We start from the raw sequence: 18,791 nt of genomic DNA on the forward strand, positions 1-18,791 counted from the left end.
AATCAGTCCAGCTTCATCACCCAGCCATGGGTGTCTGCAATGGCGCCCTTCTGGATGCCGACCAGCTTCTCGCGGATTTTCATCGTGATCTGCCCAGGCCCGCCGCTACCGATTTCGAACTCGCCATCCGGCCCGGCGACCTTGCCGACCGGAGTGACGACCGCGGCGGTGCCGCAGGCCAGCGTCTCAAGCAGCTTGCCGCTGGCGGCGTCTTCACGCCACTGGTCGATCGAATACATGCCTTCCTCGACGCTCAAACCTTCCTCGCGCAGCAACTGGATGAGGCTGTCGCGCGTGATGCCGGGCAGGATCGTGCCGGTCAGCGGCGGGGTGATCACACGGCCATCGTCGAACACGAAGAACAGGTTCATGCCGCCCAGTTCCTCGACCCATTTGCGTTCAACCGCGTCGAGAAACAGCACCTGATCATGCCCCTTCGCGAATGCTTGCCCGGTGGGGACAAGGCTGGCGGCGTAATTGCCGCCGCACTTGGCCGCACCGGTGCCGCCTGGCGCTGCGCGGGTATAGTCCGAAATCCAGATGCTGACCGGCTTGGGCCCGCCCTTGAAATAGCTGCCCGCCGGGCTGGCGATCACAATGAATTTGTACTGCTTGGCCGGGCGCACGCCCAGGAAGGCCTCGGTCGCGATCATGAAGGGGCGCAGGTAGAGCGATCCGCCTTCCACGCTGGGGAACCACTCCTTGTCCACCGCCACCAGCTGGCGGATCGATTCGAGGAACAGCTCTTCGGGCAGGTTGGGCATCGCCAGCCGGTCCGCCGAAGCGTTGAAGCGCTGCGCATTGGCTTCCGGCCGGAACAGCGCGGTCGATCCGTCAACCTGCTTGTAAGCCTTCAGCCCTTCGAAGATTTCCTGCGCGTAATGGAGCACCGCCGCTGCGGGATCGAGGCTGAGCGGGCCGCGCGGGCCGACCGTGGCGCTGTGCCAACCGCCTTTTGCCTCGTCATAATCGATTACGACCATGTGATCGGAGAACAGCTTGCCGAAGCCGGGATCTTTCAGCGCCTCGTCACGCTGGCTGGCCGGAGTGGGTGCAGGGTGGGGGATATGTGTGAAGTCCATAGTTCGCGGGTAATGCCAGCCAGGGGGGAGAGCAAGCGGAAGATGGGAGGATCAAATCGGACCGAAGGTCCGCAAGGGCGACTGCCCGCCCGCAGCGCCAAAGGCGCGAGGATTTCGCATCGCGGAGGCGATGCGGACCACAAGGGCTCAAATGAAAAGGGCGATCCAGCCCGTCAGCGGATCGCCCTTTCATGGTCAGCGGCGGGAAGTGCCGCTCACGAAGCCTCTATTGGTAGGGGTAATTACCGATAGTGCCTCGCGCGGAAACTTGCCGACCTCTCTGCTGAACCATGAGACATCGGATCACCTCCTTTCGCGCTTTTGAGCCAAGACCCGCACCGTTTCACCGGGGGCCGAGAACCGCGTTCGCCGCTTTCCTCGAGGCTCAATTTGATTCAAGCGAATCGCGAAAACAAGGCTTGAAAAAAAGTTTTCCCACGTCAGAATTGTGCGCTGTTGCGTGGCGCCCGGGGAGGCGCGTTTTCTTTACCGGCAATCCTCGATCACCCGCGTTACTTCGGCCCAGGCCGGAAGGTAAAGCGACGGCTGACCCGCCATTTCCACTGCGAAACGCCCTTTGGTGATCGCCATCGCGTCCAACAGCGGATCGGAGGGGCGGAGAACGGCCACGCGCCAGCCTTCGCGCGCGGCGGCGCTGAGTGTGCGTGCCTGCGTCTCAGTGCGGATCGTTATGGCGCCTTCCGCCAGCGTACTGCTCGCTGCAGCGATGAAGATTTGCCGGTCGGCCGTGCAATTCATCTGGAACAGCATTTCCCGTGTCGGCGAGTGAAATTCGGCGAAACTTTCGCTGCCAGCGGTGCGATAGACCCAGTCGCCCTTGGTTTGCGGCGCATCGTTCCAGCTCATGTCGTCAGGCGCGGCGGTTTGCTGCGGCGGCTGTGTTGCTGGCTGCTGTGCGCAAGCGGCGCTGGCGCTGAGGCCGAGCCCGGCAGCAATGGCGGCAGTGACTTGCAAATAGATCGGTTTCATGACGCTCCAATGCGCGCTAACGGCTTCATAGTCCATGAACAAGGCCGTACCATGAGCGCGAAACGCCGGATCGATCAACTGCTTGTCGAGCGCGGGCTGGCGGAAAGCCGGGCCCGGGCGCAGGCGCTGGTGATGGCGGGGCTGGTATTCAGCGGGGACGCGAAGATTTTCAAGCCGGGCCAACAGCTGGCCGAGGATGCCTTGCTTGAGGTGCGCGGGCGCGACCACCCCTGGGTCAGCCGCGGCGGGATCAAACTGGCGCATGCAATAGAGCATTTCGGGCTAGATACGACCGGCGCGGTGGCGATGGATATCGGCAGCTCGACCGGCGGGTTCACCGATGTGCTGCTGCAAGGCGGCGCGGCGCATGTGTTCGCGGTCGATAGCGGGACCAACCAGCTTGCGTGGAAATTGCGGCAGGACCCGCGAGTGACCGTGTTGGAGCAGACCAGCGCGCGCATCCTGACGCCGGAAATGATCGACCGGCCGTGCGACTGGGTGGTGTGCGACGCCAGCTTCATCGGCCTGGCCAAGGTGCTTGAGCGGCCATTGGAACTCGCCGCACCGCGTTGCACGCTGGTGGCGCTGATCAAGCCGCAATTCGAAGTCGGGCGCGAGGAAGTGGGCAAGGGCGGGGTAGTCCGCGATCCGGCGCTGCACCAGCGCGTGTGCGGTGAAGTGCGCGACTGGCTGGAGGCGAACGGCTGGACGGTTCAGGGCATTGTCGAAAGCCCGATTACCGGGCCGCAGGGCAATGTCGAGTTCCTGATTTGCGCCCGGCGCGGCTGATCGCAGGAGAAATGCGACCCATCCCGCTGTGGTACATCGATTTTGCCTCTTGTTGCGCAGCGTGTATCGCGCATTCATGAGTTACCGGCGAATCAATCGGGGGTAAGCATGAACGTCATCGCGTCGCGCGGCCAATTGCGTGCCAGCTTCATCCGCTGGGCGCTGTTCACCGTGCCGCTGATTGTCTTGCTGGGCTTTGTCGCGGGGCAAGCGGGCGGACCCAACACGGTCTGGTTCCAGAGCCTGGCGAAGCCTGCGATCTATCCCCCGCCGGCCACCTTCGGCATCGTCTGGACGATCCTTTACGTCATGATCGGCCTGTCACTGGCGTTGGTGTGCAGTTCGTGGGGCGCGCGCGGCAGGGGCCTGGCGATTGGCCTGTTCGCGGTGCATTTCCTGTGCAACCTCGCCTGGACGCCGGTGTTTTTCGGCAACCAGAACATCATCGGCGGGCTGGTAGTGATGGGCCTGGTCGATGTGACCTTGCTGGCAGTGCTCTGGGCATTCTGGCGGGTCAGGCGGGCGGCGGCTTTGCTGCTGTTGCCCTATCTCGCCTGGGCGCTGTTCGCGACCGTGCTCAATTACGAGTTCCACCGTCTCAATCCTGAGGGGCGGCAGGATACGTCATCGGGCGCCACGCAGCGGTTCGAATTGTAAGAAGCACTTGCCATCATTGCCGGGCGGGACCATTTAGCGCTCATGCAAAGCCAGAACCCGATGATCGCCGATTTCGTGAAGCTCGCTAACAGCGCGGCAGGCACTTTTGCCGGCATGACCCGCGAAGCGCGTGAGAGCGCCCGTGAACGCTTGAAAGAGGCGATGGGCGGGATGGATTTCGTGAGCCGTGAAGAGTTCGAAACCGTCAAGCTGATGGCGCAGAAAGCGCGCGAGGAAAACGAAGCGCTGAAGGCTCGCATCGAAGCGCTGGAAGCGAAGCTCGCCGCCAAGTAACCGCTGCGCGCCATGAACCTGCGCGCGCCCGCCATCCTCGTTGCTTCCCGCCAGCACGGCGAAACCGCGGCCATTGCGCGGCTGCTGACCGAGGAATTCGGCCTGGTTGCCGCCTATGTCGCGGGGGGCGCGGGCGCCAGCTGCGCCCGATAATGATCCCCGGCAACCGGATCGAGGCGGAGCTGCGCAGCAAATCCGATGCGCAATTGCCCTTTGCCAAGATCGAGTTGACGCAGAGCCGCGGACCATGGCTGAGCGAACCCTTGCCGGCCGCAGCGATTGGCTGGGCCTGCGCGCTCACCGCCACCGCGCTGCCCGAACGCAATCCCTATCCCGCGCTGTTCGGCGCGCTCGACGCGCTGCTGGCGGCGGTATGCCAGGCCCCCTCGGCGCGCGGCTGGCTGCCGGCAATGATCGCCTATGAGACACTGCTGCTGCGCGAACTTGGCTATGGCGGCGGGCGCCCGGATTTGCCCGAAGATATTGATGCGCTGATAGCGGCATTTGACCGGCTCGAAGCACCTCTTGCGCGCTACCTGCTTGCCGACCGGCGCGGCGATGTTATGTCGGCGCGACATCTCTTGAGGGAGCGGCTTGCCCGTATGTTGACGTGAAGATTGCAGTCCTGCCCGGCGACGGGATCGGCCCCGAAGTGTGTGCAGAGGCGCTGCGCGTGCTCGATGCGCTCGGTTTGCCCGGCCTGACGCTGTTCGAAGGCGATGTCGGTGCCGCCGGATACCGCAAGCACGGCCACCCGCTGCCGCCGGAAACGCTGGCGATGGCGCGCGAGGCCGATGCCGTGCTGTTCGGTGCTGTGGGCGACCCGTCCTGCGACCATATCGAGCGGCACCTGCGCCCCGAACAGGCGGTGCTGGGCCTGCGCAAGGAGCTGGGCCTGTTTGCAAATTTGCGTCCCGCCAAGGGGTTTGACGGGCTGGAAGAGCTGAGCGCGCTCCGCCCCGAAATTGCGCGCGAAATCGACCTGGTGATCGTGCGTGAGCTGACCGGCGATGTCTATTTCGGCGAAAAGCATCGCGAAATCCTGCCTGACGGACGGCGCGAGGGGTGGGACCGCATGGCCTATGCCGAAGACGAGGTGCGCCGCATCGCCCATGTCGCTTTCCGCACCGCGCAGACGCGCGGCAATCGCGTCACCAGCATCGACAAGGCCAATGTGCTGGAAACCAGCCGATTGTGGCGCGAAGTGGTGGAGGAAGTCGCCGCCGAATATCCCAATGTTGAGTTGGAGCACATGTATGTCGACAATGCCGCGATGCAGCTCGTCAAGGCGCCGGGCGCTTTCGATGTGGTGCTGACCGGGAACCTGTTCGGCGATATCCTGTCAGACCAGGCGAGCATGTGCGTCGGCTCGATCGGGCTGCTCGCCAGTGCTTCGCTGGGCGAACGGCAGACCGCGCATGGCACCTTTGGTCTGTATGAGCCGATCCATGGCAGCGCCCCGGATATAGCAGGGCAGGGCAAGGCCAATCCGATTGCGACGATCCTGTCTGCCGCGATGATGCTGCGCCACAGTTTCGGGCTGGAGGACGAAGCCGCGCGGATCGAAACGGCGGTGGCGCGCGCGCTGAAAGACGGGGTGCGCGGCGGCGATCTGGGCGGATCGCTCGGCTGCGAGGCGATCGGTTCGGCGGTGTGCGAGCGACTTTAAGATGACCGGGGATGGTCCGCTGGAGCTGGCGATCATCCTGCCGACCCTCAATGAACGCGGCAACCTGGCCCCGCTGATCGAGCGGATCGAGTTCGCACTCGGCAATTCCGGGTGGGAAGTGCTGATCGTGGATGACAATTCATCCGATGGCACTGCTGACGAGGCGCGCGCGTTGGCGCTCAGCGATCGGCGGGTGCGGGTGATCCAGCGGATCGGGCGGCGCGGCCTCGCCAGTGCGGCGATCGAAGGGTTTTGCGCCACCGCCGCGCCCTATGTCGCGGTGATGGATGCCGATCACCAGCACGATCCTGCGCTGCTGCCGAAGATGCTGGCCGCCTTGCGCGCGGGCGAGGCTGACGTCGCGGTTGCCTCGCGATTTACCGAAGGGGCCAGCACCGCGAACTGGGCGGATCCCGAGCGCGAAAAGCTGTCAGGCGCAGCAAATGCCCTGGCGCGCAAGCTGACCGGGGTGGAACTGAGCGATCCGATGAGCGGCTATTTCATGCTCTCGTCTCAGCTTGCGCGGGCGCTAGTGCCGAAACTGTCCGGGATCGGGTTCAAGATCCTGCTCGACCTTCTGGCCAGCTCAAATCGCAGGCTGAAGGTTCGCGAATTCCCGCTCGATTTCGCTGCACGGCGCGAAGGCGAAAGCAAGCTTGATCGGGCAATCGCCTTCGATTTTCTCGCCGGGATCTATGACAAGACTTTCGGCAAGCTGATCCCCACGCGCTTTGCTTTGTTCGGCACGGTGGGTGCGGCGGGCGTGCTGGTCCACATGGCGGTGCTGAGCATCGTCCTCTTTGTATTCGGCGAGGCCTTTACGCTTGGACAAATCGCTGCCGTTCTCAGCGCGATGAGCTTCAATTTCTTCCTCAACAACTGGCTGACCTATCGCGACCAGCGGTTGAAAGGGGCGGGCGCCCTGTTCAAGGGCTGGATCGGCTTCTGCCTCACCTGCGCGGTGGGAGGCTTCGCTAATGTTGCGGTGGCGACCTTGCTGGAGATGCAGGGATTGATCTGGTTCGTCGCCGCGCTCGCCGGAATACTGGTAGGATCAGTTTGGAATTACGCGCTGTCCAGCCGCTTTGTTTGGGGCAGGTATTAGCGCCAGCCCTCCAGCCACGCGTAGTCGAGGAAGCTCATCGCTCCCTTCAGCGGGGCAGCGGTGAGGATCGGGTAGAACCACGCGAAGATCGCTACACTGGCCGCAAGCACAGCCAGCGCGATGCGTCGGTGCCCGGCCTGCCAGACTGCGTCGAGCGCCAGGGCCAGCGCGCCCAGCAGGGAGAAATGCGGCACGAAATAGTGGTAGTAGAACTGGACCGACTTCGCCGCGAACAACCACAGCCCAAGGCTTGCCGCATAGCCCGCTACCATCGCGATACGAACCCAGATTCGCTCTGAAATACCGCTGACAAGGCACCATAAAAGCGCGGGAATTCCTAGCAGCATGGTGATCGGGTTGCCTAACAGAAGCACACCGCGTTGTACGCCTTCGGGCGCTTCGTAGAAAAACCAGATCGCCCGGGCGTTGAGCACCCAGTCAGGCCAGGTGGACTGGTAGTTGTGCGGCGCCAGTACCTGTGTCTGGAGCGACAACATTTCGCGGTGCAGGGCGATCAGCCCGCCGCTGGTGAGCGTGTTTTCCTGCAGGAACAGTGCCGGCCAGAAGCTCAGCGCATAGACCGCGAGCGGTACGATACCCAGCCACAGCGCCGCCTCGACCAGAGAGACCCCGGGCACCGGTATCCCGCGCCGGCTGGTGAACAGGCGCCGCCTGCCTGCGGAAAGGCGCGCGGCAAGGAAAGCGAGACCCGGCACCATGGCCAGCGGGATCGCGTTCCACTTTGCAGCCATCGCCGCGCCCAGCAAGACGCCGGTCAACATCAGCCGCCAGCGGCCCTGTTCGGGCTTGTGCATCGCCGCGGCAAATTGCCATGCCGCCAGCGACAGGAAACAAGCCATGAAGATATCGAGCATGGCGATCCGCGCCAGGACCAGCAGCATGAACCCGCTCGCCAGCAGCACCCCGAACGCCAGCGTCGCAAAGCGTGACAGGCTGGCGTGCCACATCGCCCGCATGCTGGCGATCAATGTAACGACGCCTGCCAGCAGCGGGAGGATGCGCCAGCCAAGCGGCGTATCGCCGAACAACGCAATACCCGCGGCGAGGATCGTCTTGCCCAGCAGCGGGTGCTCGCGATTGATATAGGCGCCGCCGGCGAGCATTTCGCGCGCGGCGGGCAGGTAGTGCACTTCGTCGAAATAGGGTTCGGCCAGTGTGGTCAGCCTGATCGCGCAAAGCCCGGCGAAGATTGCCGCCAGCACGAGCGTCGGGCCGATCGGGTCACGCGGTTGGGCGGGGGCCTGGCTCATCGCCAAAAGGCATAAATGCGCTCCCCCGCAGCCACAAGATCAAAGGTTTCAGTTTGCCCCGTCTTGCTGGCGCTCCAGCCAGAACACCCGTGCCGCCATGGCCAGCAAGCCGATGCTCGCCGTCGCCACCACCAGCAGCGTCCAGAGTGGGACATTCATGCCGACCTGTCGCGCACGCGGCGCAATCAGGAACAGCGCGAGCGTCACGGCAAGCAAAAGATCCCACCACACCTGCACTCCCCACAGGTTGTTTGTATGATTGGTCCAGACCTGCAACACGCCCTCATTGGTGATCGTCACCGCTGTGAACGCACCGAAGGCGCCGGCCAGTGCAGCCGCAATCGCGGCATTCCCTACCGTCGGCCGGGCCGAAAGGATGTGAAACACGGCCAGCAATGCAATGGCCAGGCCGACAAGGGCCAGAATTTCGAATGAGGACATGAACCAACCTTTCTATGTAGCACTTGCTACATTGCCTTGTAGCGTACTGTAGCGACTGCTACAAGAGTCGATATGAGCAATTCCCGAATGTCGCGCGAAACCTTGATGCCCATGCTGGCGGCGCATGTGCTTGAACATGGCCTTGCCGGGGCAAGCTTGCGCCCGCTTGCGCGCGCAGCTGGAACAAGCGACCGGATGCTTCTGTATCATTTCGGCAGCAAGGAACGCCTTGTCGCCGATCTCCTTGCCTATGTTGCGGAGGTCTATGCCCAGACATTGGACACCGCCTTCGGAAGCCAGCCAGCCGCCAGCCGCCGCGAATGCGTCGATCGCATTCTCGACCAGGCGGGCGGCGAGACAATGCGTCCATTCATGGCGCTATGGTGGGACATCGTGTCCGGTTCCGCCCGCGGCAATGCGGGATATCGCGAGGCTGCGCATCAAATGATGTCGCGCCTCCTGGAATGGCTGGAGGCGCACATGCCACCCGAGGATCCCGATCCTGCGGGCGGCGCGCGCTATCTCATGACGTTGATCGAAGGCACGTTGATGCTGTCCGCTGTGGGTTGCGAGGAGATCGCACGGGCGGCACTGGAAGCGGTCGATCTATAGCGGCTTGCCCGCTTGACGACAGCCGCCTAAACCCGCCCGCGATATGAAGAAGACCACCGGAATGGACCGCTCGATCACGCGTCGCTGGCGTCCTGCCACTCAGGCAGTGCGCGGCGGGACCTGGCGCAGCGAGCACGGCGAAACGAGCGAGGCACTGTTCCTCAGCTCGGGCTATACTTATGACGACGCGCAGACCGTGGCTGACCGGTTTGCCGGCGAGGCCGAGGGGATGACCTATTCGCGCCTCCAGAACCCGACCGTGGCGATGCTGGAGGAACGGATCGCGCTGCTCGAAGGGGCAGAGGCTTGCCGGGCTCAGGCGAGCGGGATGGCGGCGATGACCGCGGCGCTGCTGTGCCAGCTATCGGCGGGTGATCATGTGGTGGGTGCGCGCGCCGCTTTCGGATCGTGCCGCTGGCTGCTTGATCATCTGTGCCCGCGCTTCGGCATCGAAGTGAGCGTGATCGACAGCACCGACAACGCCGCCTGGGAAGATGCGATCCGGCCCAACACCAAGGTGTTCTTCTTCGAAACGCCGGCCAATCCCACACTCGATATCGTCGACCTGAAATTCGTCTGCGACCTTGCCAGGGCTCACGGCATCACCACCGTAGTCGACAATGCCTTTGCCACCAGCGCACTGCAGCGGCCGATGGAGTTCGGCGCCGACGTGGTCGCCTATTCCGCCACGAAGATGATGGACGGGCAGGGCAGGGTGCTCGCGGGCGCTGTGTGCGGCAACGAACAGTGGATCAATGAGGTGCTGCTGCCGTTCCAGCGCAATACCGGCCCCAACATCTCGCCCTTCAACGCCTGGGTTGTTCTGAAAGGTCTGGAGACGCTGGCCATGCGCGCGCAGCGGCAAAGCGAAAGCGCGGTGCGGCTGGGGCATTTCCTGGAGCACCGCGTTCCGCGCATGCTCCATCCGGGGCTGCCCAGCCACCCGCGCCACGAAATGGCGCTCAGTCAGATGGATGCGACTGGCCCGATCTTCGCCTTCGACGTCGAGAGTCGAGAGCGTGCCTTCGCCGTGCTCGACGCCTTGCAGCTGGTCGATATCTCCAACAACATCGGCGATGCGCGCAGCCTGATGTGCCATCCGGCCAGCACCACCCATGCCAGCATGAGCGAGGAAGCGCGCGCGGAAATGGGCGTTACCGAGGGGTTGCTGCGGATCAATATCGGGCTGGAAGACCCGGAAGACCTGCAGGAAGACCTGGACCAGGCGCTTGCGGCAGCGGGATTCTGACGGGCCAAGCGGACAGAGAGGAATCGAAATGGACAAGCGGGTGGAACTGGTTTTCGATTTCGTCAGCCCCAATGCCTATCTGGTGTGGTGGCCGCTGCGCGACCTGTTGCGCCGCACGGAAGCCGGGCTCGACGTCATCCCCGTGTTCCTTGCCGGCATGCACCGCATCACCGGCAATGCACCACCGATGATCCGCGACGCAGAGGTCAAGGGCAAGAACGAATACGCCATGCTGGAAATGCAGCGCTTCATTGCGCGGCACAACCTCGACAAATACCGCATGAATTCGAAGTTTCCGTTCAATTCGATCCTGCTCCAGCGCATGCTCTTTGCCGCCGACCAGGACGGCCGCGGGGTGCAATTCGCCGAGGCGCTGCTGCCCGCGATCTGGGAACAGGACCTTGATGTGACCGACCCCGAAGCGGTTGGCGCTGCGGTGGCTGCAGCGGGGTTCGACGCGCGCGACTTGTTCGAGCGGGCGCAGAGCGAAGACGTGAAGCAAGGCCTCGTCGACAACACCCAGAAAGTGGTCGATTGCGGCGCTTTCGGCATTCCCACCATGTTCGTTGGCGGCGAAATGTTCTTCGGCAAGGAACGGCTGGGCCAGGTTGAAGAAGAACTGGGACGCTAGGCTAAGGCCAGCTTCACCTTATAGCCGATCCATCCGCAGCCACTCGCGATCGCCAACCCAGGCCTTGGCAAGCGCCGCTTCGGCTGCCCTGGCTTCAGGGCGATGGCCAAGCCTTCGCTCGCTTTGGGCAAGACCGTATAGCGCCCAACCGTTGTTGGGCGCCTTGAAGAGGGCTTCACGAAAGGCTGCCGATGCTTCGCGATAGCGGCCGGCCTGGTAGAGCGACGCGCCCAGCGACTGGGCGATGGGGTAATACCAGTAAGGAGGCTCGTTATAGGGAATGATTTTCTCGATCGCCTGGGCCTGCCGGTAATGCTCTGCCGCATCCATGTATTGACCTCGCGCCTGCGCCTGCCGACCATGGGCGACGTGGATTGCCAGATCGATGATATCGGGGGCGGGGAAACCGGCATCGAGCATAGCGGCCATTTGCGGATCCGATTTCAGCCGCTGCATGGCCGCGATTTCGCTTGCGAAACCGGCATCGTTGCCGCTCCGCGCCAGAGCGACCGCGCGCGAATAGTGGCGCATCGCCTCGATATAGGCGAGTTCGCTCGATTGGCTGGTGAGTGCGAGCACGGCCACAGGCGAGGAATATTGCGTCATCGCGAAATAGGGCGCGGCATGGATCGCCTGGACCCACGGAAGTTCGCGTGCGACATCCGTGTCGAGTATGCGCTTCAGCCGCTCAGTCTCGTGGACCACCCGGCCCATGTCGCCTATCATCTGCGCTGACGACAGCAGGAAATGGACGTTGTGGGGATAATAGCCATAGCGATAGAGCCCATCATCGCCTGCGACCGATAGATAGGCTTCGTCGGCTCGCGCAGCTTTGATGTTGGCTTCGACCGAATCGCGATAACGACCGATCCGATAATAGATGTGGCCGGGCATATGCACGAGGTGGCCCAGCGCGGGTGGGGCATCGGCCACCAGCCGGTCAGCGGCCGCCTCGGCCTTCTTGGGATCGGGACTGTTTTCCATCAGGTGGATGTAGAGGTGGGAGGCTTGGGGGTGGCGCGGATTATTGGCGATCGTGCGCTCGATCAGCCTGATCGCGGTGGCAATCTGCGGGCGTGCTTCGTTTGTCGCGGGATCCCAATAATCCCACGGTGTGGTATTCATCGCCGACTCAGCTGCGAGGACAGCCACATCATTGCTCTGCGGGAACCGGTCAGCGATCTTGACCATCATTTCCGAATATTGGCGTTCCAGCTCTGCCCGGTCGGCGGCAAGATCGTCGGGGAAGCGCACGGCCTGTGCGGCGATCAGCGCTTTTTCGATTTCGCTGGAACTGGCCGACAGCCGTTGCGCTTGCTTGACCGCGAAGATCGCCATGCGGTTCTGCTCTTCGCTCATTCCGGCGTTGATGTTGAGCCCATTGGCATAGGCTTCGCCCCACCAACACATGGCGCATTCGGGCGCGTATGCCCGGGCCTTGCGGAATGAGCGCACCGCCGCGGCATGGTTGAAACCGTAAAGCAGCGCCACGCCCTGGTTGAAATAGGCGCGCGCCTCGCCGCTGATACCGGTCACGCCGATGTCGGATTCCGGGATCGCCGGGTAAAGCGGAAATGATCCAGCGCCTGGCTGTGCTGCAAGCGCAACTGGCATGGCAGCGGCCAACCGAAGCCTCTGATCGAGCGTGACAGCGCGGGCATCGATTCCGCGGCAGGCCTTGCGCCCTGCCAGGGTCGGATCGAGTGCGGCCAACGATGCCTTCTCTGCTTGGACAGCGCCATCCTGCATCGCAACGCCGCCGATTCCCGTGGTGGTCAGCAACGCGGCCAGCAATCCTATAATCTTGAACATTCAGGCCTCCCGTTCTTTCAGTGAGGCGACCCCGCTTTGTCCGATCAGACGTTCTACCACTCCGGAACGATCAATCAAAGTTGTTCAACGGTGCAATGGAGGTGGATTAACTGAGCAGGCATCTTGCCGCGCGCGCTGCAATTGCTACCTTTACCTTGTCATGAAAGAGCTGTTCCAACACGCTGCCACAACCGATGGCGTTACCGTGCGGGTCGCGGTCAACTTCCTGCCCGAACAATCGCAGCCCGATGCGGGCAAGTGGTTCTGGGTCTACCATATCCGGATCGAGAACGGCAGCCACGAGACCATCCAGCTGCGCACCCGCCACTGGCGCATCACCGATGGGCGCGGCATGGTGAACCATGTCGATGGCGAAGGCGTGGTGGGTGAACAGCCCGTGCTCAAGCCCGGCCACAGTCATGATTATGTGTCGGGTTGCCCGCTGGCGACCCCGCATGGCTCGATGGAGGGCTTCTATACCTTCTACCGCGATGACGGCACACCGCTCGAAGTGCGCATCCCATTCTTCCCGCTCGCCGCACCTGCCACAGCCGATTGATTGGGGTCATCGCGAAGCTTGCCGGAAGGGGCGAGCCGCTCTAAATCGCCCCTGCCATGAAGCGTACCCACCTGCCTCTCAATGCCTTGCGCGTTTACGATGCCGCTGCGCGGCACCTCTCGTTCACGCGCGCGGCGGACGAGTTGGCAGTCACACCCGCAGCGGTCGGCCAGCAGATCCGCGCGCTGGAGGATCACCTCGGCGTGGTGCTGTTCCGCCGCACCAGCAAGGGGCTGGAACTGACCGAAGAGGGGTGTGCAGGCCTCGATGCCCTGCGTGAAGGCTTCCTGAAGTTCGAAGAAAGCGTACAGGCGATGCAGGCCGGGCAGGCCTCGGATCGCTACACTATCGCCGTTCCGCGCGAATTCTATGCCCAATGGCTGGGCGCGCGGCTGGCCGCATTCAAGGCCGCCAATCCGGAAATCCAGTATCATATCGTCGCTGACGAGAATGCCGATTTTACCGAGGCGAACCTCGATGTCGCCGTGCGGCTGGTCGACGGGCCGGGCGACCTTGAGGGCGTGTTGCTGGCTCCGGCAGAGCGGGTTGTCGTCGCTGCGCCCGATGCGCAGGACAGCTGGATCGACTGGCCGGGAGCGAACCTGCCGGAAGATGCAAAGCCGTGCGTGACCACTGGCAATCCTGGCCAGGCGCTCAGCTCTGCCATCGCCGGGCTGGGCAAGGCGGCGCTGCCGCTGCCGCTGGTCGAAGAGGCGGTGGCAGCCGGCAAGCTGACCATCCTCGAAGGTCCGGAAGAAGGGCGGCGGGGCTATTGGCTGGTCGCACCCCTGCCGCAGTGGCGACAGAAGAAGGTGAAAGCGCTGGTCGCGCACCTGACCGCATAATGGCAACAAGACTCGCTACGCCGACGCTCGAGACCGAGCGCTTCATCCTGCGCCCTCTCGATCGCTCGGACGCCTCTGCACTGTTTCCGACCATGTCTGACCCGGAACAGTGCCGTTACCTGCTGGATCCGGCGTTCACGGACCTAATGACGCTGGAAGACTGGCTGTGCGACGCAGAATGGGACGGGCGGAGCTGGAGCGCGATTGACCGCGCAAATGGCGAAGTGGTGGCTAGGGTGGTGGCCATGCCGCGTGGCGAGCGGATCGCTGAGGTCGGCTACACTACTGTTGTTCACCGGCAGGGGCAACGGATCGCGGAAGAATGCATGCGCCGCCTGCTCAAGCAATTATTCGAGGCTGAAGGGCACCATCGGGTCTATGCCAGCACCGATCCGCGTAACGTCGCCTCAAATCGCCTGCTCGAGAAGCTCGGCTTCCGTCTCGAAGGGCATTATCTGGAGAGCGTGCACACCCATGAAGGGTGGTGCGACGAATATTTCTGGGGCTTGCTCGCGCGGGAATGGCACGGGCAAGCCCAGTAGCGTCAAACTCCAAACGCGCCCATCGATGCTGCGCCGACAGAAAGCGTTATCGCGCTGGCGAAGAGCGCCATCAACGCTACGCTGAGCTTTTCGGCGAGGCGAAGGGACATCACCAGCGGCTTGGCCACCGCGCGAAAGCGGGCTTTGTATTCAGGATGCTCGGTCCCCATCCAGCGGTCCCACCAGGTGAAATAGAGCCCGAAATTGTGGTTGCCTTCGCTGTGGTGCAGGTCATGGTGGGTGGTTGTTGTCAGCCAGTCGGTCCATTTGCTGTCTACCCATCCCGCAGGATGCAACTCGACACCGGCGTGCCCCATCACATTACGGGCTATCATCCATGCCAGGAAAGCAAACAGGGCAGAACCCATGTATTCGACGCCAGCGAGCGAGGCGAGCAGCAAGAAGATCGGCATGAACGCGGCCTCGGTCACGCCTTCCCATGCCGAAAAGCTATAGGCGGCCCAAGGGGTAGGGGTGCGCGACTTGTGGTGATGCAGGTGCGTGGCGCGAAACAATCTGCGATGGTGCAGCACCCTGTGCATCCAATAGAAGTACGCGTCATGAAACAGCGTAATCGCCACGATTTGCACTATGAAAGGAGCCAGATCGTATGGCCCGTCATGAGTTTTCACCACGCCCGCTTCGATCAAGAGGACCGTGCTTAGCCCAGTCAACGCGAAGAAAAAGACTGTGCGAAATGACGAGCTGACTTCGCGTATGTAATCACTGCGCTGCGCCTGCCGGTGCTGGATCCTGCGCGCAGCGCTCCATTCGCTTGCCACCCATAAGAACAACGAAAGCGCACTTGCTGCGATCAGGTAGCGCCCAAGATCGAAAGTGAAGACACCGATGAAATGATCCTGGATGCGGGCGATCCAGAATTCGAGATTTTGTTCTTGCATATAAGCGATTCCGTAATGGCGAAGTTGTGTGATGGGTGATGTGGCACTTCGCCCGCAGAAAAGCCTCGCAGGTTCGGAAAAGGCCGATCAATTTCGAAATTGATCGCGTTTTTTCAGTTCTGAATAGCTCCGCCGATCAGTGCGTCCCTCCGGAAATCGGTGGGGGTCATTCCGGCCTCCTGGCGAAAGGCACGATTGAATGTGGGCAGGGAGTTGTAGCCGAGGTCCATTGCGATGGTCAGCACAGGCAGGTCGACCAGTTTCGGATTCGATAGCATTTCGCGCGCATCGGCGATGCGATGGTGGTTCAGATAGGCAGAGAAATTGCGATAGCCCAGGCGGCGGTTGATGAGCGCGCGTAGGCGGTGTTCCGGGGTCTCAAGATATGCAGCAAGTCCCGTGATCGTTAGGCCTGGCGTGCGATGGATACCGTCCGCAATGGCCTCGGCAAGCCGATGGCTCAAAACCGTTTCAGATGCTGACAGCTCGGCCGGGTCGCGTGGCCCGGTTGTCGCAGGCGCGACCGCTGGCAATAGTTCGTTGTCGATGCGCAGCAGCGCCAGGCCGGCAAACAGGATCAACGCCAGGATCAACAGCGCATTGGCTAGCTGCACGGGCGGGTACGGTATCGATCGACCGAGCAACGTTTCGAATACCAGCACGCCGCCTGTCTGGAGTCCGACCAGCAGCGGCAGCCAAAGCCGCACCGTGCGGCGCTTTTCGATCAAATCGTCCGCGCGCATTACCCATGCCACGCGAAGCAAATCCGCGACCAGGGCCAAGGCGACCACGTGGATCGCATAGAATCCGAGCGGGTCGAGCGCGGGTGTGTAGTATGCGATCAGCCAGCCAAGGAGCAAGCCGGCGGCTGCTCCGCCGATTACCGGCGCGGTCGGTTCATCTTCGAACAGTCGTCTCCCGAACAGCCAGGTCCAAAATGGTGTGAAAATCGACGCGAGGTCGACAAAGCGCCGGATCCCCGAGGGCGGTTCCAATACGCCAGTCGAATTGACAAGATAGGCTGTCCCGGAGACCAACAGTCCGGCCATCGCAAAGCGGATTGCCGGGCGCAGCTTCCCGGCTAGCAACAGCGTAAGGAGCATCAGGCTTGCGCCAACTGCGATCAGCCGCGCGGTTGCATCCAATGTCTCGATCATTGCTAGGGGATGTTAGGGCACGTCGATCGGTCCGTCACGGGTCACCGGTCGTGATAGGTTAGGAGTTGGTCGAAAGCGAGACCCTGTCTTTCACCGGATCATATTCCACCGCTATGCCTGCCCCGCGCAACTCGTTGAAAGGTATGAAGCCGCTGCGGGTGGCAAGGGCATTTGAAATGCGCGAAGGCAACGCTCCGGCACGATCACCCAAAGCGTCGGCAACCGAAGCCGTCGCTATGAAGATCTGCGCCCCTTCCTCGATCCGGATGGTGGCATTGCCGCGGCTTTGGCCGTTGACGAGCAAAGGCTTGCTGACCGTCAGGCTGCCGTCTTGCGCATTGAAGCGCGGTTTGCCGCTTGCGGGCGCCGCGCCTGGAGCTTCGACCGGGGTAAGTTTGGCCAGATCATAGTCGACCGCCAGCACCTCGCCGGGCTTCAGGTCTGGTATGCGGCTGGGCACCAGTTTCCCGGTCGTACGCGGTGCCGAGGCCGCTCCGAACAAACCCGCAAATGCGGTGGCGAAGCTGTTAGCCTCGTGGGTGGGTTGAGCTTCTGTACCATCGGGTGACAGCCCGACGTCAGCCAGCTCAAGTTGGTCATTGCGATGCACCAACTCGGCAAGCTCGAAAATGGCAATCGGCCTTGCCTTGGGCAGTTCTATCCTCAGTGGGTAGCTTTTGCTCACTCCCAACTCATCAAGGCGTGCGACCTGTGGTCGAGTCTCGGACGAAGGAGGGGGCCAAGCAAGAGTCACCGCGGACGCGAGCGAAATCAGCACAAGCGCGGCAAGCCGGGACAAACGGCCATAACCGCTGTCTACCCAACGATGCCAGACCGGCGCTGTATCGGAGTGACTCATGGGACCAATATGCCTCACAAGGGTTACCAAGTCACGCTGGCAAGGCGCTCCATAACAACCACAAGCCACCGCCCGCGATGGCCACCCCATACGGGAATTTTGCATAGAGGCTGTCCGGATCTATCGCGCCCGGCTTGAAAACTCGCCGCGAACCGAACCATATGATGATGGCTGCCAGGCCTGCCAGTGAGACCGAAAGCAAAAGGGAAAGACCATCGCTCAGGGGAAACCAAGCCGCTGCACCGGCGTAGAATTTCGCGTCGCCGCCGCCGATGATTCCCCCGGCGAACAGCGCCATCCCAACCGCCAGCGCAATCGCGGCGTGCGCTCCATGCCACCCGATGGCCTCGATACCGCCGTTTGCGAATGCAAATGCCAGCCCAGTAACCAGCAGGGCGAGCGATAGCCAGTTAGGCAGACGACGCTTCAGGATGTCGCCAATCGCGCCGACCACCAGCAGCAGCGAAAGTGCCGCTGGCCAAAGCAGCTCAGGCATCTGCTTGCCTTAATCCTGGCGCTTCAACGCAACGCGAATGGGATAGCTCGCGATCCGTGGCCTGCTTGCCCAGCGACCGCCGCCACCGCGCGAAATGGTAATGCGAACGGGACCGTTCGCAGGATTGGTCGCAGCCTTCGCGGGCGCGGTGTTGCCCACAAGCGTGATCCGGCTGCGGGCAGGTGCTGCAGCTTGTTGAGACTGTCCGACGGTCACCCGCGGTTGCGGCGCGGTAGCGTTGGTGGCAGAACTGCTCGAAACCTGGATTTCGCGGTTGCTCGAGCGTGCCACGGATGGCGCTGCCGGGGCGACAACATCGCTTGCGGCCATATCGCCCGCCGATAGGGGGCCAGTCAGGCCCTGCGAGATCGCGGCAATCTCTGCCCGTTTTAGCGCTTCGTCGGCTTCGCGCTGGCGCATGGCGAGGGCCTGTGGTGAGGAACCCAGCGACGACTGATAGAAGCGCGCGAGGTTGGCGGCATATTTGGGGTTGGACGAGTCCAGTTCGAGCGCTGCCTTGAAGTAGCGTTCGGCGAGATCCGCCCGGCCCAGCCGCGCATAGGAAACGCCCAGCCCGTTGAAGGCATCGGCCGCGGTCTTCTCATTGAGCGCGGCAAGGCGGAAAAGCTGGATTGCCGTGGCGACATTGCCCTGCTCAAGCGCGAGCCGTCCACGTTCCAGTTCATCGCTGCCGAAGACTTCGGCGCGCTGTTCGGAATTTGCACCCGGCTTGGGTCCGAAACCCAGCTCGCTAACGAAGCTCTGGCAGCCGCTTAGCGTCAGTGCCGCAACGACGCAGCTGGCGATGCGAATATGGGCTTTCATGGGA

General features: G+C 62.7%; 21 protein-coding genes and 1 pseudogene. 12 read left to right on the top strand and 10 right to left on the bottom strand.

What is annotated here, in order from left to right; all coding sequences use genetic code 11:
* Positions 1-2 precede the first annotated feature (2 nt).
* Together G6N82_RS13820 and G6N82_RS13825 are read right to left on the bottom strand one after the other, a co-directional pair.
* Entirely contained in the window at positions 3-1,082 is a 1,080-nt protein-coding gene (locus G6N82_RS13820; RefSeq protein ID WP_165197394.1) for a branched-chain amino acid aminotransferase, read from the bottom strand.
* A gap of 486 nt (positions 1,083-1,568) precedes the next feature.
* Positions 1,569-2,072: a hypothetical protein gene (locus tag G6N82_RS13825; protein WP_165197396.1), complete on the bottom strand. Its 504-nt coding sequence runs from the start codon at positions 2,070-2,072 to the stop codon at positions 1,569-1,571.
* A gap of 51 nt (positions 2,073-2,123) precedes the next feature.
* Here G6N82_RS13825 and G6N82_RS13830 point away from each other — a divergent pair, with 51 nt between their 5' ends.
* The 6 genes and pseudogenes from G6N82_RS13830 (at position 2,124) to G6N82_RS13855 (ending at position 6,586) form a co-directional block, all read left to right on the top strand.
* Positions 2,124-2,861: a TlyA family RNA methyltransferase gene (locus G6N82_RS13830; RefSeq protein WP_241255117.1), complete on the top strand. Its 738-nt coding sequence runs from the start codon at positions 2,124-2,126 to the stop codon at positions 2,859-2,861.
* A 108-nt stretch (positions 2,862-2,969) separates the two neighbouring features.
* Positions 2,970-3,518, top strand: coding sequence for a TspO/MBR family protein (locus tag G6N82_RS13835; RefSeq protein WP_165197400.1), 549 nt, complete (start codon positions 2,970-2,972; stop codon positions 3,516-3,518).
* A gap of 42 nt (positions 3,519-3,560) precedes the next feature.
* Positions 3,561-3,812, top strand: a complete 252-nt coding sequence (locus G6N82_RS13840) for an accessory factor UbiK family protein (RefSeq protein WP_165197402.1) — start codon at positions 3,561-3,563, stop codon at positions 3,810-3,812.
* A 12-nt stretch (positions 3,813-3,824) separates the two neighbouring features.
* A pseudogene (locus tag G6N82_RS13845) lies at positions 3,825-4,426 on the top strand (recombination protein O N-terminal domain-containing protein).
* Positions 4,423-5,481, top strand: a complete 1,059-nt coding sequence (gene leuB / locus G6N82_RS13850; protein ID WP_165197404.1) for a 3-isopropylmalate dehydrogenase — start codon at positions 4,423-4,425, stop codon at positions 5,479-5,481. The pseudogene G6N82_RS13845 and the gene leuB overlap by 4 nt, the downstream one beginning before the upstream one ends.
* 1 nt (position 5,482) lies before the next feature.
* Positions 5,483-6,586 (top strand): glycosyltransferase family 2 protein, encoded by a 1,104-nt coding sequence (locus G6N82_RS13855; RefSeq protein ID WP_165197406.1) that lies wholly within the window; start codon positions 5,483-5,485, stop codon positions 6,584-6,586.
* Here the strand turns inward: G6N82_RS13855 and G6N82_RS13860 are convergent.
* Both G6N82_RS13860 and G6N82_RS13865 read right to left on the bottom strand, forming a co-directional pair.
* Positions 6,583-7,857, bottom strand: coding sequence for a phospholipid carrier-dependent glycosyltransferase (locus G6N82_RS13860; RefSeq protein ID WP_165197416.1), 1,275 nt, complete (start codon positions 7,855-7,857; stop codon positions 6,583-6,585). The two genes, G6N82_RS13855 and G6N82_RS13860, sit on opposite strands and share 4 nt — an antisense overlap.
* A gap of 48 nt (positions 7,858-7,905) precedes the next feature.
* A complete protein-coding gene (locus G6N82_RS13865) occupies positions 7,906-8,298 on the bottom strand; it encodes a hypothetical protein (protein WP_165197418.1) in 393 nt (130 codons plus the stop codon).
* Between the two features lie 72 nt (positions 8,299-8,370).
* Between G6N82_RS13865 and G6N82_RS13870 the strand changes: the two genes are divergently transcribed.
* Genes G6N82_RS13870 through G6N82_RS13880 form a run of 3 tightly spaced genes read left to right on the top strand, consistent with a single transcriptional unit; the run spans position 8,371 to position 10,790 of the window.
* Positions 8,371-8,910: a TetR/AcrR family transcriptional regulator gene (locus tag G6N82_RS13870; RefSeq protein WP_241255118.1), complete on the top strand. Its 540-nt coding sequence runs from the start codon at positions 8,371-8,373 to the stop codon at positions 8,908-8,910.
* A gap of 43 nt (positions 8,911-8,953) precedes the next feature.
* Positions 8,954-10,159: an aminotransferase class I/II-fold pyridoxal phosphate-dependent enzyme gene (locus tag G6N82_RS13875; protein WP_165197420.1), complete on the top strand. Its 1,206-nt coding sequence runs from the start codon at positions 8,954-8,956 to the stop codon at positions 10,157-10,159.
* A 28-nt stretch (positions 10,160-10,187) separates the two neighbouring features.
* Positions 10,188-10,790 carry a 2-hydroxychromene-2-carboxylate isomerase gene (locus tag G6N82_RS13880; protein ID WP_165197422.1) on the top strand — a complete coding sequence of 201 codons (603 nt, stop codon included), beginning with the start codon at positions 10,188-10,190 and terminating at the stop codon, positions 10,788-10,790.
* A gap of 18 nt (positions 10,791-10,808) precedes the next feature.
* Here G6N82_RS13880 and G6N82_RS13885 read toward each other — a convergent pair whose 3' ends face one another.
* A complete protein-coding gene (locus G6N82_RS13885) occupies positions 10,809-12,602 on the bottom strand; it encodes a hypothetical protein (RefSeq protein ID WP_165197424.1) in 1,794 nt (597 codons plus the stop codon).
* A 160-nt stretch (positions 12,603-12,762) separates the two neighbouring features.
* On the opposite strand from G6N82_RS13885, the gene apaG reads away from it, so the two are divergent.
* Genes apaG through G6N82_RS13900 form a run of 3 tightly spaced genes read left to right on the top strand, consistent with a single transcriptional unit; the run spans position 12,763 to position 14,548 of the window.
* Positions 12,763-13,161 carry a Co2+/Mg2+ efflux protein ApaG gene (gene apaG / locus G6N82_RS13890; protein ID WP_165197426.1) on the top strand — a complete coding sequence of 133 codons (399 nt, stop codon included), beginning with the start codon at positions 12,763-12,765 and terminating at the stop codon, positions 13,159-13,161.
* A 56-nt stretch (positions 13,162-13,217) separates the two neighbouring features.
* A complete protein-coding gene (locus G6N82_RS13895; protein WP_165197428.1) occupies positions 13,218-14,006 on the top strand; it encodes a LysR family transcriptional regulator in 789 nt (262 codons plus the stop codon).
* Positions 14,006-14,548: a GNAT family protein gene (locus G6N82_RS13900; protein WP_165197430.1), complete on the top strand. Its 543-nt coding sequence runs from the start codon at positions 14,006-14,008 to the stop codon at positions 14,546-14,548. Before G6N82_RS13895 ends, G6N82_RS13900 begins: the two co-directional genes overlap by 1 nt.
* Before the next feature lie 2 nt (positions 14,549-14,550).
* Here G6N82_RS13900 and G6N82_RS13905 read toward each other — a convergent pair whose 3' ends face one another.
* The 5 genes from G6N82_RS13905 to G6N82_RS13925 all read right to left on the bottom strand — a co-directional run bounded on the left by G6N82_RS13905 (position 14,551) and on the right by G6N82_RS13925 (position 18,787).
* Positions 14,551-15,450 carry a sterol desaturase family protein gene (locus G6N82_RS13905; protein WP_165197432.1) on the bottom strand — a complete coding sequence of 300 codons (900 nt, stop codon included), beginning with the start codon at positions 15,448-15,450 and terminating at the stop codon, positions 14,551-14,553.
* A gap of 113 nt (positions 15,451-15,563) precedes the next feature.
* A complete protein-coding gene (locus G6N82_RS13910; RefSeq protein ID WP_165197434.1) occupies positions 15,564-16,499 on the bottom strand; it encodes a helix-turn-helix domain-containing protein in 936 nt (311 codons plus the stop codon).
* Between the two features lie 166 nt (positions 16,500-16,665).
* The gene (locus tag G6N82_RS13915) at positions 16,666-17,292 is read right to left on the bottom strand and encodes a hypothetical protein (RefSeq protein ID WP_165197436.1); all 627 of its coding nucleotides are present in this window, start codon (positions 17,290-17,292) and stop codon (positions 16,666-16,668) included.
* A 205-nt stretch (positions 17,293-17,497) separates the two neighbouring features.
* Positions 17,498-17,962: a prepilin peptidase gene (locus G6N82_RS13920; RefSeq protein ID WP_165197438.1), complete on the bottom strand. Its 465-nt coding sequence runs from the start codon at positions 17,960-17,962 to the stop codon at positions 17,498-17,500.
* Positions 17,963-17,971: 9 nt separating this feature from the next.
* On the bottom strand, positions 17,972-18,787 hold the full coding sequence (locus G6N82_RS13925; protein WP_165197440.1) for a tetratricopeptide repeat protein: 816 nt from the start codon (positions 18,785-18,787) through the stop codon (positions 17,972-17,974).
* Positions 18,788-18,791: the final 4 nt, after the last annotated feature.

It is taken from the genome of Altererythrobacter sp. BO-6 (assembly GCF_011047315.1).
GTDB lineage: Bacteria > Pseudomonadota > Alphaproteobacteria > Sphingomonadales > Sphingomonadaceae > Erythrobacter.

What these genes read in the sequence shown, in the direction of transcription:
- G6N82_RS13840 (WP_165197402.1), top strand. Translation starts at nt 3,561, where the DNA reads ATGCAAAGCCAGAACCCGATGATCGCCGATTTCGTGAAGCTCGCTAAC.
- G6N82_RS13885 (WP_165197424.1), bottom strand. Translation starts at nt 12,602, where the DNA reads ATGTTCAAGATTATAGGATTGCTGGCCGCGTTGCTGACCACCACGGGA.
- G6N82_RS13855 (WP_165197406.1), top strand. Translation starts at nt 5,483, where the DNA reads ATGACCGGGGATGGTCCGCTGGAGCTGGCGATCATCCTGCCGACCCTC.
- G6N82_RS13830 (WP_241255117.1), top strand. Translation starts at nt 2,124, where the DNA reads ATGAGCGCGAAACGCCGGATCGATCAACTGCTTGTCGAGCGCGGGCTG.
- G6N82_RS13870 (WP_241255118.1), top strand. Translation starts at nt 8,371, where the DNA reads ATGAGCAATTCCCGAATGTCGCGCGAAACCTTGATGCCCATGCTGGCG.
- G6N82_RS13880 (WP_165197422.1), top strand. Translation starts at nt 10,188, where the DNA reads ATGGACAAGCGGGTGGAACTGGTTTTCGATTTCGTCAGCCCCAATGCC.
- G6N82_RS13860 (WP_165197416.1), bottom strand. Translation starts at nt 7,857, where the DNA reads ATGAGCCAGGCCCCCGCCCAACCGCGTGACCCGATCGGCCCGACGCTC.
- G6N82_RS13825 (WP_165197396.1), bottom strand. Translation starts at nt 2,072, where the DNA reads ATGAAACCGATCTATTTGCAAGTCACTGCCGCCATTGCTGCCGGGCTC.
- G6N82_RS13920 (WP_165197438.1), bottom strand. Translation starts at nt 17,962, where the DNA reads ATGCCTGAGCTGCTTTGGCCAGCGGCACTTTCGCTGCTGCTGGTGGTC.
- G6N82_RS13925 (WP_165197440.1), bottom strand. Translation starts at nt 18,787, where the DNA reads ATGAAAGCCCATATTCGCATCGCCAGCTGCGTCGTTGCGGCACTGACG.
- G6N82_RS13905 (WP_165197432.1), bottom strand. Translation starts at nt 15,450, where the DNA reads ATGCAAGAACAAAATCTCGAATTCTGGATCGCCCGCATCCAGGATCAT.
- G6N82_RS13835 (WP_165197400.1), top strand. Translation starts at nt 2,970, where the DNA reads ATGAACGTCATCGCGTCGCGCGGCCAATTGCGTGCCAGCTTCATCCGC.
- apaG (WP_165197426.1), top strand. Translation starts at nt 12,763, where the DNA reads ATGAAAGAGCTGTTCCAACACGCTGCCACAACCGATGGCGTTACCGTG.
- G6N82_RS13820 (WP_165197394.1), bottom strand. Translation starts at nt 1,082, where the DNA reads ATGGACTTCACACATATCCCCCACCCTGCACCCACTCCGGCCAGCCAG.
- G6N82_RS13900 (WP_165197430.1), top strand. Translation starts at nt 14,006, where the DNA reads ATGGCAACAAGACTCGCTACGCCGACGCTCGAGACCGAGCGCTTCATC.
- G6N82_RS13910 (WP_165197434.1), bottom strand. Translation starts at nt 16,499, where the DNA reads ATGGCCGGACTGTTGGTCTCCGGGACAGCCTATCTTGTCAATTCGACT.
- G6N82_RS13895 (WP_165197428.1), top strand. Translation starts at nt 13,218, where the DNA reads ATGAAGCGTACCCACCTGCCTCTCAATGCCTTGCGCGTTTACGATGCC.
- G6N82_RS13865 (WP_165197418.1), bottom strand. Translation starts at nt 8,298, where the DNA reads ATGTCCTCATTCGAAATTCTGGCCCTTGTCGGCCTGGCCATTGCATTG.
- G6N82_RS13875 (WP_165197420.1), top strand. Translation starts at nt 8,954, where the DNA reads ATGAAGAAGACCACCGGAATGGACCGCTCGATCACGCGTCGCTGGCGT.